The sequence below is a fragment of the Sulfurimonas sp. C5 genome (assembly GCF_029872055.1).
Classification (GTDB): Bacteria; Campylobacterota; Campylobacteria; order Campylobacterales; family Sulfurimonadaceae; genus Sulfurimonas.
The window spans coordinates 471,831-487,373 of the sequence record NZ_JARXNQ010000001.1 but is presented as its reverse complement, the minus strand read 5'-3'; the positions used below and the strand labels follow the sequence as shown (position 1 = coordinate 487,373).

Here is a 15,543-nt window from a genome sequence, read left to right as displayed (position 1 = left end):
AAAAGAAAATTGAGTAAATATATAACAACACCGATCTATTATGTAAACGGAGAAGCTCACATTGGGCATGCTTACACAACATTTATAGCTGATTCGTTAGCAAGATACTACAGACTAAAAAACGAAAAAACTTTCTTCTTGACTGGTACTGATGAACACGGTCAAAAGATCGAAGAATCTGCACAAAAAAACAATAAACCTACGCAGCAGTTTGCTGATGAAATCAGTGCTTCGTTTAAAAATCTTTGGGACGAGTTTGAGATCTCTTACGATAAGTTTATCCGTACAACTGATGCTGATCATAAAAAAGGCGTACAGCATGCATTTATGAAAATGTATGAGAAAGGTGATGTATATAAAGGGGAATACGAAGGACACTACTGTGTAAGTTGTGAAACATTTTTCCCTGAAACTCAGTTAATTGACGGTGAATTCTGTCCTGACTGCGGTAGAAGTACAAATATCGTAAAAGAGGAAAGCTACTTTTTTAAACTTTCAAAATATGAAGATGCACTTTTAAAACACTACGAAGAAAATCCTGACTTTATCATGCCTAAGTCACGTGCAAACGAAGTTGTAAGTTTCGTAAAAGGCGGTTTGAGAGATCTTTCAGTAACTCGTACATCATTTACTTGGGGTGTTCAAATGCCTGAGGAATTAAATGATGATAAACACGTTATGTATGTATGGTTAGATGCCCTTCTTAATTACGTTACAGCTCTTGGATACGGTAATGATAATGCTAAAATGGAAGATTTCTGGCCTGCAGATATTCAACTTGTTGGAAAAGACATCTTACGTTTCCATGCTATTTACTGGCCGGCATTCTTAATGAGTTTAGACTTACCTCTTCCAAAACACATCGGTGCACACGGTTGGTGGACACGTGACGGTGAGAAGATGAGTAAATCTAAAGGGAATGTTGTATCTCCTAAAGAGGTTGCAGATGCATACGGTGCTGAAAATTTACGTTACTTCATGCTTCGTGAAGTACCGTTTGGTCAAGACGGTGACTTTTCTCAAAGAGCATTTATTGATCGTATAAATTCGGAACTTAGTAACGATCTTGGTAACCTTTTAAACCGTATTATCGGTATGAGCGGTAAATACAGTGATTTTGAGATTGATAGCGTTGATGTAGAAAAATATCACTCTAAAGAGATGGCTCAAGTAAACGAAGTTGTAGCTTCACTTGATACTTTTATGGAAAATTTACAACCGCATAGATACCTTGAAGAGTTATGGAAACTGTTCTCAATCGGAAACGGTGCTATCGCAGAACATGAACCATGGGTAAAAATGAAAAATGATCAAAAAGATCAAGCTCTTGCAACTGTTGCTCTTGTAGCAAACATCTTGGCAAAAGCAGCTGTAATGCTTCACCCTATTATGCCGAAAACTACTGCTACAATCGCAGATGCACTTGAGTTTACAATCAATAACGAAAGCTATAATGAGCTTATTATTGATAAAAAACTGTTGAAAGTATTTAATATCAAAAAAGTGCCGCCTCTCTTCCCGCGTATTGAAGAGCCTTTAATGCCTGAAGCTCCAAAAGCGGAACCAAACCCTCCGAAAGAGGCTAAAAAAGAAGAGCCTAAAGAAAAAGAGGAAACAGATAACCTGATCGAAATCGGTCAATTTTTTGAAACAAAACTCAAAGTAGGTACAGTTGTTGAAGCTGAAGAGGTACCAAAAAGTTCTAAACTTTTAAAACTTCAAGTTGATCTTGGTGAAGGAAAAAATCGTCAAATCATAGCTGGAATCAAAGAATTCTATGCTCCTGCAGATCTTGTAAATACACAAGTGTGTGTGGTAGCGAATCTAAAACCTGCAAAACTTATGGGAAATCTCAGTGAAGGAATGCTTCTTGCTGCTAAGGATGAAGACGGTTTATGTTTAGTAAGACCGGAAAAACCTAAAAAAGCAGGCACACCTATTGGATGAGACTAGAAAATATCCTAGCACTTATACATGGGGAGTTAATTAACTCCCCATACGTAAGCGAATTTAATAATATTGTTTTTGAAGCAAAACATGTAAAAAGAGGTGATCTTTTTATAGCTTATGAAGAAAACTCTATAGATGAAGCTATTTTTAACGGTGCTTACGGGATCATTTTCAATAAACCAACTCAAATTAGCGATAATGAAATCGCTTGGATCAAGGTAAAAGATCTTGATGAGGCCCTCAAAAGACTGTTACGCTTTAAACTTATAGATAAAAATATCACCGTATATGAAACAAATGAAATTGTTCTAAAGCTTGCTCTGCAAGTGGTTACTGAAACAAGCTTTTTAGCTCTGGATGGCGATGTAAAGTCTATGTTTAAGGCAATGGAAGATATTCAAGACGGTGGTGTAGTACTTTTTTGTCCTAAGATCACATCGGCAGATATTTTTACAAAAGTAAAATCTCTACCTACAAATGTGGCAGACAAAGTAGAAGTGATTGAGCAAACACTTTTTGAAAGCTCTTTCATATATGATAATGTTTTTTACGAAAGACAGTTGATATCACCGTTTTTTATCCCCTACTTGGAACAATTACTCCATCTGTTTAAAAGTTTGAAAATTAACTTCAGACTCAGAAAGTTTACACCGATTGATCATTTTGAAGCGGTCTTTACAAATAAAAATTTTGAGATTAAAGAGTTTGGTACAAGTGACAAGGTTCTTATTTTTGAAAAGAGTGAAAGTTTTGTCAAGAGTGAGATCGAATACCTGCATAAACAAGCGTATTGGGCAAGTATTTTATATGTATTGCCACAAGCACATTTTGAGGCTTTGGATGCAGATTTTATCCAAACATATAATATTGTTACCTATAAAAATAAAAATGAGATACGTAATATTTTAAAACAACATAGTTTTCACTTTGCACTTATTATCGGTGTTGACAAATCGATTTTGGAACAACCAATACATTTAAGCGCTCAGGCTACACTATTTGATTTTGCATAGGAAAAAGAGATGAACAGAAGAGATTTTTTAACGACAACTGCAGTAACTTCAACGGCTATCGCTTTAGGAGGATGTAATGAGAGTAATCGTCAGGCAATAGACTATTCAAAACACCCTAAAAAAGATTTAGCCGACAAGTCTGTACATATCAATAGAGCAAAAAAGACAGTTATTAAACTAGCTACTTCTTGGCCTGCACACTTTCCTATTATGGGCACAGGCGTAGAAAAGTTTGTAGAGCGTGTTGCTGAGATCAGCGGCGGGAGTTTGGAGATTAAACTTTATCCAAAAAATACATTAGTCCCTGCCCTAGCCGTTTTTGATGCGTGCTCGAGCGGTCAAATAGATGCTTTTCATTCAGGTCCATATTATTGGAAAGGAAAAAACTCTGCTTTTTCTCTTTTTAGCGGTATCCCTTTTGGTTTTACTGCCGAAGAGGTAAATTCTTGGATGCTTTATGGCGGCGGGCTTGATTTATGGCGCCAATACTATGCAAAATACAATCTTTACCCGTTTTTAGGTGGAAATACAAATATTCAAATGGGTGGATGGTATAGAGATCCAATCAATTCTTTAGAAGATATGAAGGGTCTTAAGATGCGTATTCCAGGTCTTGGCGGCGAAGTGTTTGCTAAACTTGGCGTTAATCCTGTTTTACTTCCTGCGGGTGAGATCTATACATCATTAGAGCGCGGAGTAATCGATGCAACTGAATGGGTTGGACCTGCACTTGACATAAAAATGGGCTTTTACAAAGTTGCGCCGTATTACTATTCTGGATGGCATGAGCCTGGTTCTGTACTGGAACTGACTTTTAATAAGCATTCGTGGGAAAAACTTGCGCGTGAGCATCAGTCAATGATCGAAGTAGCTGCAAGTGAATTAAACTCAAATATGACCTATGAATTCCATGCAGAAAACATTAAAGCACTGCAAGAATTAAAACAGCTTAACGTAACTCTTTCTCAATTTCCTCAAGATGTTATGGAGGCGGGTAAAAAAGCTCTTGTAGAAGTAATTAGTGAACAAAGTGCACAAAATAAAGATTTTGCTACTATTTATGATTCGATCCAAAAATATCTTCACCTTTCTAAAGAGTGGAGTGATGTCAGCCTCGGCTACTTCTTAAATCAAAGATAATGTTTATGAAGCAGATTTTTTTCTTTGTTCTAACGAGTACCCTGCTTTATGGTTGGAATGGACATTTAATTGATGAGAAAAGCTTACAACCTGTGGCAAACGCTACTGTAAGTGATTCGAAAAACTTAGTAAAAAGTGATATTAACGGCACTTTTTCAATTGATACAAATGAAACGATTCTGCATGTAAAAGCGTATGGATACAGACCTTTTACGATCTCAAAAGATCAGAATCTTTCGGAATTTCATTTAACCCCTATTCAAGTAAAAGCTCTGTATCTGACTTTTTGGGGTGCTTCTAACCACTCACCAAGGTTAAAAAGAGCGTTACACATTATAGACAAAACAGAGATCAATGCTGTTGTAGTAGATGTGAAGAACGAATACGGTTCTACAGTGTTTTGGACAGATTTTCAACAAGCAAACGACTATGGGGCTCATTTAAAAAGAACCAATAAAGATATACAAAAGTTTATGAAAAAACTTAAAGACAGAAATATCTATACGATTGCAAGAATTGTTACGTTTAAAGATGAGTTACAGGCTTCAAATAATTATGAATATGCGATCAAGAAGAATGATGTCAATAAAAGCGTATGGAGAAACCATGACGGTATGGCATGGGTCGATCCTTACGATGATCGAAGTCATAAATATGCTATAAGAATGGCTGAAGAAGCTGCAAAAGTAGGATTTGACGAAATCAATTTTGATTATGTTCGTTTTCCTGCTAAACAGGGTTTATGTCTTTTAGAAGAAAATACGCAGAAAAACCGTATAAATGCTATAGGTAGATTTTTAGATGAGGCACAAAACAAGTTAAGAAAATACGGTGTTTTTATCTCTGTCGATATTTACGGAAATGTTTGCTGGAGTAAAGATGACAACGGCATAGGACAAACTATAGAATCATTGGCAAAACATACTGACTATATAGCTCCAATGTTATACCCTTCAGGGTTTGCAAGCGGATCTTTCGGCAAAAAATATCCGGCAAAACATCCATACATCGTAATATATAGAAGTATTGCACATATACAAGACAGAATAGATCCTGTAAGAGTTAGACCTTGGTTGCAGTACTTTAAAGATTACACACGTTCAAAAGTCCCTTACGAAAAAGAGGAAATTCGTAAGCAGATACAAGCTGCTGAGGATGCGAATACAAGTGGTTGGATGTTGTGGTCACCCTCAAGCAAGTACGATTTGAATGTTTTTTAACTCTTTTCGTAGTTGTGCAGCATTTGGAAGATAATTTTCTACTAAAGCATGGAACTGTTTTGAATGGTTCATATGTTTAAGATGTGCCAATTCATGAACAACAACATAGTCCACAAGCCTTGGATCAACTTTTAAAAGCTCTTTATTCAAGGTAATCACACCTTGGGAGCTACAGCTTCCCCATCGTCTTCTCATTTTTCTAAACTTTAACTGGGTATATTGCAGCTGCATAAGCATAGAGTAAAATACAACCTTGTTTTGCAAATACTCTAATGTATGCATCGGTTGAGAGGGTAAAACCTGTTTCTTTTGGATCTGTATTAGCTTTTCTTCAATCCACTCTTTTTTTGATTCCAATAAAGAGTTAATAAACCTTTGCGATTTATAAGGAGTCTTCACAACTACTTTCTCTCCATGAGGTATTGTAATATAGCTGTGTTTTAATCGTGTATTGACAATAATTTCTAAATCATATTGTTTAGTATTATGCATATTTTATGGGATCTTTTACTCCGGCTTGCTCAAACCCGTTAAGACGTAATCTACAGCTGTCACAAACGCCACATGCCGCATCTTCGCTTTTATAGCAGCTCCATGTAAGCTCTAGGGCAACATCTAACTTAACAGCTTCTTGAACAATTTCAGATTTTTTAAGATGTACAAGCGGCATTCTTATCTCTATGTTTGTTTCATCTTTAGTTCCGAGATTAATAGCCTTTTGCATAGCTTCAATGTAGTTTTCTCTACAATCGGGGTAACCACTGCTGTCTTCTTCAACAACACCAATAGCAATTACACTGGCACCCTCTTTTTCTGCAATTGCAGCTGCCATAGAAAGAAATATACCGTTTCTAAAAGGGACATAGGTTACAGGAACCCCCTCTTCTATCCCAGATGTAGGTACTTCTATATTTTTATCTGTAAGTGCAGAAGCTCCAAGTTTTGCAAAAAAATCCAGATCCAGAACATATTTTTCTTTTACATCCAGCTTTTTGCATATTGCTTCAAAACACTCTAACTCCTTAGTCTGTGTTCTTTGATCATAATTAAAATGAACACCGACAATTTCAAAACCCTCTTTTTTCATCATATATGCGGCAAGAGTTGAATCCATACCGCCGCTCATGATACATACTGCTTTTTTTAATTCTTTTTCCATGATGAGATTTTAACATAAAAATTTAATTTTAATTAAGCAAAGCCGATGGTATAATTACAAATATATATAATAAACATAAAAGGAGCTCATATGAGTTCAACTATTGGTTCTGGTTCAACAATGGCATCTACACAAGTAAATGTTATGAAAAAAGCCAATGATATTGCAGCGAGAAGCATCCTGAGTGTTTTAGAGAGCTCTTCTCAGCAAACACAACAACAATCATCTTCTGCTGTTGCAGGTATAGGAAAAAACATAGACATCAAAGCGTAATTTGCTATAATTGCGTTTATGATAGATATTGAAAATAAAACAGATTTAGAGATAGATTTTACAAAGTTAGAAACTATTTTAAAATCTTTAACAAAAAAAGAGATCGAACTTATTATTACAGATAATGATGAGATCCAAGAAATAAATAAAGAGTACAGAGGGAAGGATTATCCAACCGATGTACTCAGTTTCCCCTATGAAGAGATGCCATTTTCTCCCCTTGGCAGTATCGTAATCTCCAAAAATTTTGTCGAAGAAAAGGCCCAGGAATTTGGCCATAGCATCCAAGATGAATTCACTTTACTTTTTATTCACGGTTTACTCCATGTTATGGGTTACGATCATGAAATTGATAACGGTGAGATGAGAACAATGGAAGAAAAACTTATCAACAAATTTTCTTTACCTAAAAGCTTAATAGTTAGAACAGAAGGACAATAATGGATTATATGATATTTTTAATTGCCATGGCAGCTTTAATATACGGTGCCGACTTTATTATTAAAGAATCGGAAAGAATAGCACTACATTATGATATTTCACACTTTGTAATTGGTGCAACATTGGTTGCTTTTGGAACATCATTGCCTGAAATGGCAGCTTCAGTTATGGCGTCTTACTATGGAAAAAGTGATATGGCGGTTGCCAATGTAGTTGGAAGTGTAACACTAAATATTACAATGGTTTTAGGTATTGTATTTTTTATAGCGAAATCAATGAAACCTAAACGTGATCTTTTTGCTCTTGACAGTGCATGGGTAATTATCCCTGTCATTATTTTCATTATAATGATACAAGATGGAACTGTAGGACGTTTTGACGGTCTTTTATTTGTTTTAATGATGGCCTCTTACCTTATTTTCTTATTTAGAAGCTCAAAAGAAGAATTAGAAGGTGAAATTGATGAAGATCTGGAAAAAGAGAAGTTTCAATGGTCAAAAACAATTGCTCTTTTAGTTCTAGGATTTGGATTGACTATCGGCGGTGCACATTTTGTTGTTGAAAGTGGAACAAATATAGCAAGAACACTAGGTGTAAGTGAGTGGATTATCGGATTATTCCTTATCTCTTTCGGAACATCATTGCCGGAATTAATAGTTTCTATCGTAGCTGTTCAAAAAGGAAATGCAGAGATGAGTATCGGAAACATTATTGGTTCAAACGTTGCCAACTTTTCAATGGTTTTAGGCTTGGCTGCAGTTGTACATCCTCTTGCAATCGACCTAACAAAAATATCATTTGATATTATGATATTAGCGTCTGCTTCACTTGTTTTACTGTTTATTATTGCAAATAAACTTTATAATAAAGCAGGCGGTATCTTTTTACTGACTATCTTAGCTCTTCTAATACAAAACTATATTATCTAACTATCTCTTTTTTATATACCCAAGCTCTAAGAGCTTGTTGTATATATCTGAAACAATAGAACCTGCTGCCAAGCCACCATGTCCCCCATGCTCAATCATTACCATCACAACATATTGAGGGTCTTTATACGGTCCGTAAGTTGTAAACCATGCATGAGAACGGTTATAGTATGAAAGCTCATGTTCTAATTTACGCTTTTTAATATCTTGTTTAATACCGATAACTTGAGCTGTCCCCGTTTTGCCTGCCAGTCTTACTTTTGAATGAAGATACTGCATTGCCGTACCGTGAGGATTGTTACAAACCTGATACATTGCACGTCTGATGATCGGAAGCTTTTCTAACTCTTTTGGAGTTAAAACTTCTTTGTATTCAGGTTCCACTTCCTGATCCCCTATAGTCTTTGCAAAATGGGGAGTCGGTAATTTTCCAGTTGCCATTAAAGCAGTCATTTGTGCAATTTGAATAGGAGTTGTTAAAAAATCACCCTGCCCAATTGACATATTGAGTGTTTCACCAACATTCCATATTCTTTTGTACTTGTTGTATTTCCACTGGCGTGAAGGAACAATACCTATAAATTCATTAGGAAGGTCAATGCCTGTTTTTTCCCCTAAATTATATCTCTTGAGTCCTTCTTGCATTTTTTGATTCCCAAGTACCAGACTCCCTTTATAAAAAAAGTCGTCACAACTTTCACGAATTGCTTTTACAATATCTGTACGGCCGTGACCTTGATGTTTCCAACATCTAAAGATACGTCCACCCAAAGGTAGTTTTGATTTACAATCAACACTCCATCTTTCATTTAAATCAGTGGTAACATAAAGTAATCCCAATGCAGTTTTGATCGTTGACCCAGGGGGATAAAGTCCGTGAACCAATTTGTTTGTAAAGGGATGATCCAAACTTGAAGAGAGTTCATTATACATGTCGTACGACATACCGTTTACAAATATGTTTAGATCGTAATTTGGAAAACTTCCTGCTGAGAGAACAGCACCGTCAACGCCCATAACAACATAGGTCCCTACTTTGCCTATAAAGAGTTTTGAGATATATTGCTGTAAATCCATATCAAGATTAAGAGTAAGTTTTCTGCTCTCATCTGCCGGTGTATAGCTGAGCTGTTCAATCTCTTGATTGTTGGCATTCACTTTTATCTTTCTTTCTCCCGGCGTACCTTGAAGATATTCATTGTAAAATTTTTCTAAACCTGTTTTACCTGTGTAACCGATTAGATCAACGAGTGGATTGTCTTCAACATCTTTTTTATTTGCACGTGCCACATAACCAATCATATGTGCGGCAATATTATTATAAGGATAAAATCTCTTTGGTGCAGCAGTTATTTTAATGTTTTCTCTTAAGTTTAAGATCGAATACACAGGCATCATATCTTCATAAGGAATAAAAGGTACTACATCAATGAAATTATGATTATAAAATGAATCTTTTTTTCTATAATTTTTTTCAATTGTTTCTTTATCGAGCGAAGGAAATAATTTTACGATTATGTTCATCTCTTCTTCAAACAAATGTTGTTTCTTTTTAGAAAGCAGATGAGGAGCAAGAGCAATCTTAAAACCTAGTTTATTAATTGCAATCGGATTGTTATGTAGATCTAGTATTTCACCTCTTACAGGCGGTATTTGTTCTATTTTAATTGTGTTGTTTTGAGAAAGTTCACTATAGTAATTATTTGACTGAATAGCCAGAAAAAACACTCTTGTTAAAAGCATAAGCCAGATTGAGGCAAATACAAAAATAATAAACTTCACTTTCATAAGATACTCACTATAAAAAATTCAATTATTATATAGTAAATTATATAGTAATCAATATTAGGCAAAGTAAAAAGGAAAATATTTCCCAATAATGACATAAATAAGAAATAGCCTACATAAGATAAAAGTATATAGGAAACTTTTACACAATTTGGACATGAAAAGTTTGTATAAATCTTTGGCATTACAAGTTTATAAAGGATGTAAAAGTAGGTAATAGAGCTAAAAAGTATATAACCGTTATTTGCTTCAAAAATGAGTAAACAAAATGAAACTAAAAGAAGATTTTTAAAATCTTGTTCATCCAAAGCTTTCAGAAAAAGTACAAATAAAACCGCAAACATAGGCGGTAAAAATGGATATATAGTAGCTATTGAGCTGTAGATAATATATCCCGCTACATAAAAAAATGTAGCTAAAGATTTTTGATGAGTGATACTTCGTTGCATATAGGAAAATGTTTGCATTTAATACAATCAGCCCAGATTTTATGTTCCGGGAGGGTCTCTTTTGGAATTTCTACAAAGCCCAATCTTTCAAAAAAAGATTGTTTATAAGTCAAGCTAAGTACTTTTTGCAGTCCTAAGGACTTTGCTTCTTCTAAAAGCTTTTTAATTAACTCTTCACCTATTTTTTGTCCGCGATAACCGTCTTTAACTATAAGTGAGCGTACTTCAGCAAGATATGATGTATGAATATGCAATGCACAAAAGCCTACTAACTCATCACCGTGAAAAGCCAGAGTATATGAGCGTATATTTGTTGCAATCTCATCTTCACTGCGTTCGAGAATAACTCCACTTTCAACTTCAGGACGTACAAGCTCTCTCATTTGTGCTATATCAGCAAGAGTTGCTTTTCTAAAATCAATTTTCATCTACATTCTCATTTAAAATTTTATAGACTAAATCTACAATTTTATTAATTCCCCTTTTTTTGGCACTTGAGACCATAAGAGCATTTGGGAATTCACGACGAAGAGCATTTTGCTCTTTTTGATTGAGCTTATCTATTTTTGTAAAGATTTGAACTATATATTGACCTTCATCTACATTGGAAAAAAGAAAATTACTTACATCTGCATCTATATCCAAATGAGGATGTCTCGCATCAATCAAATGGATAAAAACCTTTATATTACGACGTTTTGAGATATAGTCTGTAAGATTTTTTTCCCAATCGCTTTTCATAGATTTAGAAACTTTTGCATATCCAAATCCAGGAAGGTCGACAAACTTTGCTATACTTTTTTCACTAGTTTCACGATCCATAAAAGTTACATCGAAATAGTTAATAAGCTTTGTTTTACCAGGTGTGGCAGAAACTTTCGCCAATCCTTTATGGTTAGTTAAAGCGTTTAACAGTGAACTTTTTCCTACATTACTGCGTGCCATAAAGACCACTTCATTTTGTTCTTCTGAAGGGGGTGCTTCTTTTACAGTCGGTGCTGATGTTACAAATTTTGCATCTACAATATCAATCATTTTTGTTCTTCTTGTTTCTCTTCTTTAATATCAAAGATCATGATAACAGGTTTTTCCTCAGCACCTTTTGCATATGCCTTGTTTTCTAAAGTTTTTAAAACAACTTCATCACCCTTGATCTCTTTTTTTTCACTTAATTGTTTTAAATGAACGTCTTTATAAAAATTGTACTCTTTTTTATTTGGCAGATATACTGCTTTTTGGGCAACACCCTCGTAAGTTGCATTATCTTCCGTTTTTACTTTAAATGAAACATCACCCTCAGCAATAAATTTCGTTGGTGATTTCTTTTCATCAATATATACAGTCACTTTTGAAGCATTCAGCTCATCATGACCTTTAATAACATTCACTGTTCCTTCAAAGATTGAAATACCCTCTTTTTCATCTGCATAAAAGCTTTGAGCTTTGATTTTCAACTCATCTGCATTTAAAAAGATTTGTAAAAAAAGTGTCAAGAAAATTAATCTAATCATTGTGCCTCTTTTATAATATATTTTGCATTAACATTTTTAGAATGTATTTTACCAGTTAAATTATTATGATCAACATATGTACCACGTACTACATTTGTCCCTTGAGAAAGAACATAATCAGTATCTGTAACAAACAAAGCTTTTTTCTTATAATAAAATGCTTTTTGCGTCTCATATGTAAGACCGTCATCTCTTACAAAGGTAACATTACCGTCTAAATCAAGTTTATCGTTTTTATAAACACCAAAATTAGCTTTTAAATTTGATATATGTGTTTTTGAATTATCTGTGTGATCAATATTATCAACTGTATATCTGTCTGTATATCTAAAAGCTTCATTACCTAGCATTACTGTGCTCAAACCAAGTGGATCAAGCTCATATAGTGTAAACTCTTTAATATGCAATAACGGTATATCTTTCAATTCTTGCTGAGAAGTCTTTTCCGGTTGATAGAAAAAGAATATAGAGAGTAAAACACCGATAACTAAGATAAAAAAGAGATTGATATTTATAACTTATCCTTTAATCCATAACGATAAAAATTGTTCTTTTTGATCATTTTGCTCAATAATCATATCGATCATTTCACGGACTGCTCCATCTCCGCCTTTGCGTGAAAGCACAACATCAACAAGGTCTTGAATATCTTTTGGAGCATCGTTAGGAGTAAAACTTCTTCCTACAAAATGGAGCATTTCATAGTCATTAAAATCATCACCTATAGCAGCAATTTCATAAGGCTTAATACCCAAGCTCTCAACTAGTTCTTGTAAAACAGTACCTTTATCCTTTACACCTTGAAAAAGATGTTGAATACCAAGCTCATTTGCTCTTCTTTCTACAATGTTAGAGTTACGCCCGGTAATAATCGCAACTTGACCGCCAAGTCTAATCCAAGAGGTAATTGCTAAACCATCTTTAACGTTAAAATTTTTACTCTCTACTCCGTCACTAGAATAAATAATCTTTCCGTCTGTTAAACAACCGTCAACATCTAAAACTAAAAGTTTGATCATAAAACGTCTTTTGTACTTGGAATACCAACTCTTTCATTTGCTGCAGTAGCACGACGAATGGCTACAGCTACAGATTTGAAAGCAGCTTCAATAATATGGTGTTTGTTTTTCCCGCGAAGCTGGATAATATGTGCACTAATTCTTGAATTTAGTACAAAAGCTCTAAAAAACTCTTCAACAAGTTCTGTATCGAAATGCCCTACTTTACCTACAACATCAAGTTCAAAAATTAAAAATGGACGATTACTAAGGTCCATATCACAAGATACGCAAGCTTCATCCATCACAATATTTGCACTACCAAAGCGTTCCATGTTTTTTACAGGATAGATAGCTTCTGCAAGAAGTGCACCAAGCACAATCCCCACATCTTCAACACTGTGGTGATCATCAATGTGTGTATCCCCTTTACAACTGATCTCAAGATCAATTAAAGAGTGCTTTGAAAAACTTTCAAGCATATGATCTAAAAAACCCACACCCGTATCAATTTTACTTTTACCAGTACCGTTTAGCTCCAGTGAAATTGTAATATCCGTTTCTTTTGTTGTTCTTGTTTTTGTTAACATCTAGTCCTCTCTTAAAATAAATGCATGTTGAAATTTGCCAAGTGCTTTATAGTCACGTGCTTCTTGTTCACTTTTAAAACCTGAAAGCACAACCTTGAACATACGCCCTTTTTGAGTTTGTACATCTTTGATTATAGTATGGTATCCGTCTGTATTATCAAACTTCTCTTGTGTTTTCAAAGCGCCTTCGATCTTTGAAAAAGATCCGATTTGCAAAGAAAAGTTATCCATATCCATAATTTTTGGAGAGTTTTTCAGCTCTTTATCCAGTTCTTGTTTTGTGACAGGCGTTCTTTTCGTACCTTTGCCTGCAAACCCTAAAACTTCTAAAGTAACAGGAGCAGTTCCCGTTCCTATCATATTGATTTTACTTGCAGCTGCTTTTGACAAATCTATAATTCTATTATCGACAAACGGTCCACGGTCATTTACACGGACAACTGTTGTTTTACCGTTTCGTCTGTTTGTAACTTTTACAATTGTATTCATAGGCAGTGTTTTATGAGCAGCTGTCATATCCCACATATTATATGTTTCACCGTTTGATGTAAGTTTTCCGTGAAAATTAGGACCATACCAGCTAGCAGTTCCGTTAAAGTTGTCTCCAACGCTCACAACACTCGGATAGTACTTAATACCTCGTACAACATAAGGTCTCATTGTAGGATGAGAATATGTTTTTCTACTTGGGCTTGAGTGATAATTATTACTATCTGAAGAATATGTCTGTGCCGGTGAAAAGTTGGTAGATCTATAAGCACCATACCCTCTTGTACTACAACCTGCAAACACCATAGTAAGAGATACTAAAAGATATAACGAAGTTTTTTTATTCATATAACTTTAACCTATCCCCTATTCTTATTAAAGAACTGCTCAGGTTATTTTGAGAACGTATATTTTGAATACTGATTTTATGTGCTTTTGAGATAGACTCTAAAGAGTCCCCTTTTTTTACAATATAGTAATGTTTTGTATTGATTTTTTGACTTGCACTTCTCTTTGGAATAGGAATAATTAGTTTTTGTCTGAGTTGTAATCTTGATGTTTTTAAATGGTTAAAGTCTTTAATTACTCTATATGAAACACCGTATTTTTTCCCTATATACGATAAATTATCCCCACGTGAAACAACATGCACTTTATAGATGTTTTTTATAGGTTCAGACTGATATTTTTGTTTAAACTCAGAAAGCTTGATATATGGAATATAGATCTCATATCCACGTGAATACGGAGGTACAAAGTCATATTTTAGATGTCTATTAAGCTTTTTTAACTCAGCAAGCTTAATACCTAAAAGTTTTGAAACTCTTTGGAGTGACTCACCGCTTGAAAGTTTGATCGTCGCCAATGAATAAGCATTTGCTCTATTTAGAAGATATTCATACTCACTTTTTAGAAGATAGTGCTCATCGCTTCCTATAAGTGAAAGAGCGACAATTTTTCTAATGTAATATCTGCTCTCTTTGGGAATGTACTTTTTCTTTTCATCAAGTAAAATGTTAATATCATCTGTACCAGCTTCTTTAATAGCACGAGAAAGTCTTCCACCGCCACAGTTATAAGCGATTGCCGCTAAATACCATTTTCCAAAACGTTGATGCAAAGAAGAAAGGTATTTTGCTGCAGCTTCAGTTGATTTAATCGGATCGCGTCTTTCATCCGTATATTCATCAATCTTTAACTTGTATAATTTGGCAGTACCCGGCATGAATTGCCAAAGTCCTGCTGCTCTTTTGTTTGAATAAGCTTTTGTTCTGAAATTTGACTCTGCCATAGCAAGATATAAAAACTCTTGAGGAACGCTATATTTGGATAAAGCACTTTTAATAGCAGGGATAAAGAGGTAAGCATCTTCCATTGCTCTAAAGAAGTGTTTATCTTTAGCTAGAGTTTTTTGCTTCATATTATTCATTATAGGATCATAAAGGAAAGCAGGATCAATATCGAAAGAGTTAAGTATCTCTAATTCTTTATTGTAATCAGTGTCATATGTTAAATTAGCAGATAAAAATATTGGTATTAATAAAGAGAAAAAATATTTAATCATAAACAACTTTTTGGAATTTAATTTTTTTT

General features: G+C 34.5%; 18 protein-coding genes. 7 read left to right on the top strand and 11 right to left on the bottom strand.

All coding sequences use genetic code 11. The features are described from left to right. Positions 1–9 precede the first annotated feature (9 nt). From metG to P6N22_RS02415, 4 genes are read left to right on the top strand one after another with little or no spacing between them, the layout of a single operon-like run. Positions 10–1,947: a methionine--tRNA ligase gene (metG, locus tag P6N22_RS02430; RefSeq protein ID WP_280329835.1), complete on the top strand. Its 1,938-nt coding sequence runs from the start codon at positions 10–12 to the stop codon at positions 1,945–1,947. Then, the gene (locus P6N22_RS02425) at positions 1,944–2,963 is read left to right on the top strand and encodes a hypothetical protein (RefSeq protein ID WP_280329834.1); all 1,020 of its coding nucleotides are present in this window, start codon (positions 1,944–1,946) and stop codon (positions 2,961–2,963) included. Before metG ends, P6N22_RS02425 begins: the two co-directional genes overlap by 4 nt. A 9-nt stretch (positions 2,964–2,972) precedes the next feature. Then, positions 2,973–4,103 (top strand): substrate-binding domain-containing protein, encoded by a 1,131-nt coding sequence (locus P6N22_RS02420; RefSeq protein ID WP_280329833.1) that lies wholly within the window; start codon positions 2,973–2,975, stop codon positions 4,101–4,103. Between the two features lie 5 nt (positions 4,104–4,108). Continuing rightward, positions 4,109–5,323: a putative glycoside hydrolase gene (locus tag P6N22_RS02415; RefSeq protein ID WP_280329831.1), complete on the top strand. Its 1,215-nt coding sequence runs from the start codon at positions 4,109–4,111 to the stop codon at positions 5,321–5,323. Here the strand turns inward: P6N22_RS02415 and P6N22_RS02410 are convergent. Next, positions 5,294–5,815 (bottom strand): M48 family metallopeptidase, encoded by a 522-nt coding sequence (locus tag P6N22_RS02410; RefSeq protein WP_280329829.1) that lies wholly within the window; start codon positions 5,813–5,815, stop codon positions 5,294–5,296. The two genes, P6N22_RS02415 and P6N22_RS02410, sit on opposite strands and share 30 nt — an antisense overlap. Continuing rightward, positions 5,808–6,482 (bottom strand): 7-cyano-7-deazaguanine synthase QueC, encoded by a 675-nt coding sequence (gene queC, locus P6N22_RS02405; protein ID WP_280329827.1) that lies wholly within the window; start codon positions 6,480–6,482, stop codon positions 5,808–5,810. Before queC ends, P6N22_RS02410 begins: the two co-directional genes overlap by 8 nt. 90 nt (positions 6,483–6,572) lie before the next feature. Between queC and P6N22_RS02400 the strand changes: the two genes are divergently transcribed. Genes P6N22_RS02400 through P6N22_RS02390 form a run of 3 tightly spaced genes read left to right on the top strand, consistent with a single transcriptional unit; the run spans position 6,573 to position 8,125 of the window. Then, positions 6,573–6,755: a hypothetical protein gene (locus P6N22_RS02400; protein ID WP_280329825.1), complete on the top strand. Its 183-nt coding sequence runs from the start codon at positions 6,573–6,575 to the stop codon at positions 6,753–6,755. An 18-nt stretch (positions 6,756–6,773) separates the two neighbouring features. Continuing rightward, positions 6,774–7,196, top strand: a complete 423-nt coding sequence (gene ybeY / locus P6N22_RS02395) for an rRNA maturation RNase YbeY (RefSeq protein ID WP_280329823.1) — start codon at positions 6,774–6,776, stop codon at positions 7,194–7,196. After that, positions 7,196–8,125, top strand: a complete 930-nt coding sequence (locus P6N22_RS02390) for a calcium/sodium antiporter (RefSeq protein WP_280329821.1) — start codon at positions 7,196–7,198, stop codon at positions 8,123–8,125. Before ybeY ends, P6N22_RS02390 begins: the two co-directional genes overlap by 1 nt. Here P6N22_RS02390 and mrdA read toward each other — a convergent pair whose 3' ends face one another. The 9 genes from mrdA to P6N22_RS02345 all read right to left on the bottom strand — a co-directional run bounded on the left by mrdA (position 8,126) and on the right by P6N22_RS02345 (position 15,514). Next, a complete protein-coding gene (gene mrdA, locus P6N22_RS02385) occupies positions 8,126–9,913 on the bottom strand; it encodes a penicillin-binding protein 2 (protein ID WP_280329819.1) in 1,788 nt (595 codons plus the stop codon). Between the two features lie 415 nt (positions 9,914–10,328). Then, positions 10,329–10,790 carry an N-acetyltransferase gene (locus P6N22_RS02380; protein WP_280329817.1) on the bottom strand — a complete coding sequence of 154 codons (462 nt, stop codon included), beginning with the start codon at positions 10,788–10,790 and terminating at the stop codon, positions 10,329–10,331. After that, a complete protein-coding gene (yihA, locus tag P6N22_RS02375; RefSeq protein ID WP_280329816.1) occupies positions 10,780–11,397 on the bottom strand; it encodes a ribosome biogenesis GTP-binding protein YihA/YsxC in 618 nt (205 codons plus the stop codon). Before yihA ends, P6N22_RS02380 begins: the two co-directional genes overlap by 11 nt. After that, positions 11,394–11,873 carry a lipopolysaccharide transport periplasmic protein LptA gene (gene lptA, locus P6N22_RS02370; RefSeq protein WP_280329814.1) on the bottom strand — a complete coding sequence of 160 codons (480 nt, stop codon included), beginning with the start codon at positions 11,871–11,873 and terminating at the stop codon, positions 11,394–11,396. The genes yihA and lptA overlap by 4 nt, the downstream gene beginning before the upstream one ends. Beyond that, a complete protein-coding gene (lptC, locus tag P6N22_RS02365; protein WP_280330470.1) occupies positions 11,870–12,367 on the bottom strand; it encodes an LPS export ABC transporter periplasmic protein LptC in 498 nt (165 codons plus the stop codon). The genes lptA and lptC overlap by 4 nt, the downstream gene beginning before the upstream one ends. Before the next feature lie 24 nt (positions 12,368–12,391). Then, complete coding sequence (locus P6N22_RS02360) at positions 12,392–12,892, bottom strand: HAD-IIIA family hydrolase (RefSeq protein ID WP_280329813.1); 501 nt, start codon at positions 12,890–12,892, stop codon at positions 12,392–12,394. Next, a complete protein-coding gene (gene hisB / locus P6N22_RS02355; RefSeq protein ID WP_280329811.1) occupies positions 12,889–13,461 on the bottom strand; it encodes an imidazoleglycerol-phosphate dehydratase HisB in 573 nt (190 codons plus the stop codon). The genes P6N22_RS02360 and hisB overlap by 4 nt, the downstream gene beginning before the upstream one ends. Continuing rightward, positions 13,462–14,298, bottom strand: a complete 837-nt coding sequence (locus P6N22_RS02350) for a septal ring lytic transglycosylase RlpA family protein (RefSeq protein WP_280329809.1) — start codon at positions 14,296–14,298, stop codon at positions 13,462–13,464. Then, on the bottom strand, positions 14,291–15,514 hold the full coding sequence (locus P6N22_RS02345) for a lytic transglycosylase domain-containing protein (RefSeq protein ID WP_280329807.1): 1,224 nt from the start codon (positions 15,512–15,514) through the stop codon (positions 14,291–14,293). Before P6N22_RS02345 ends, P6N22_RS02350 begins: the two co-directional genes overlap by 8 nt. Positions 15,515–15,543 lie beyond the last annotated feature (29 nt).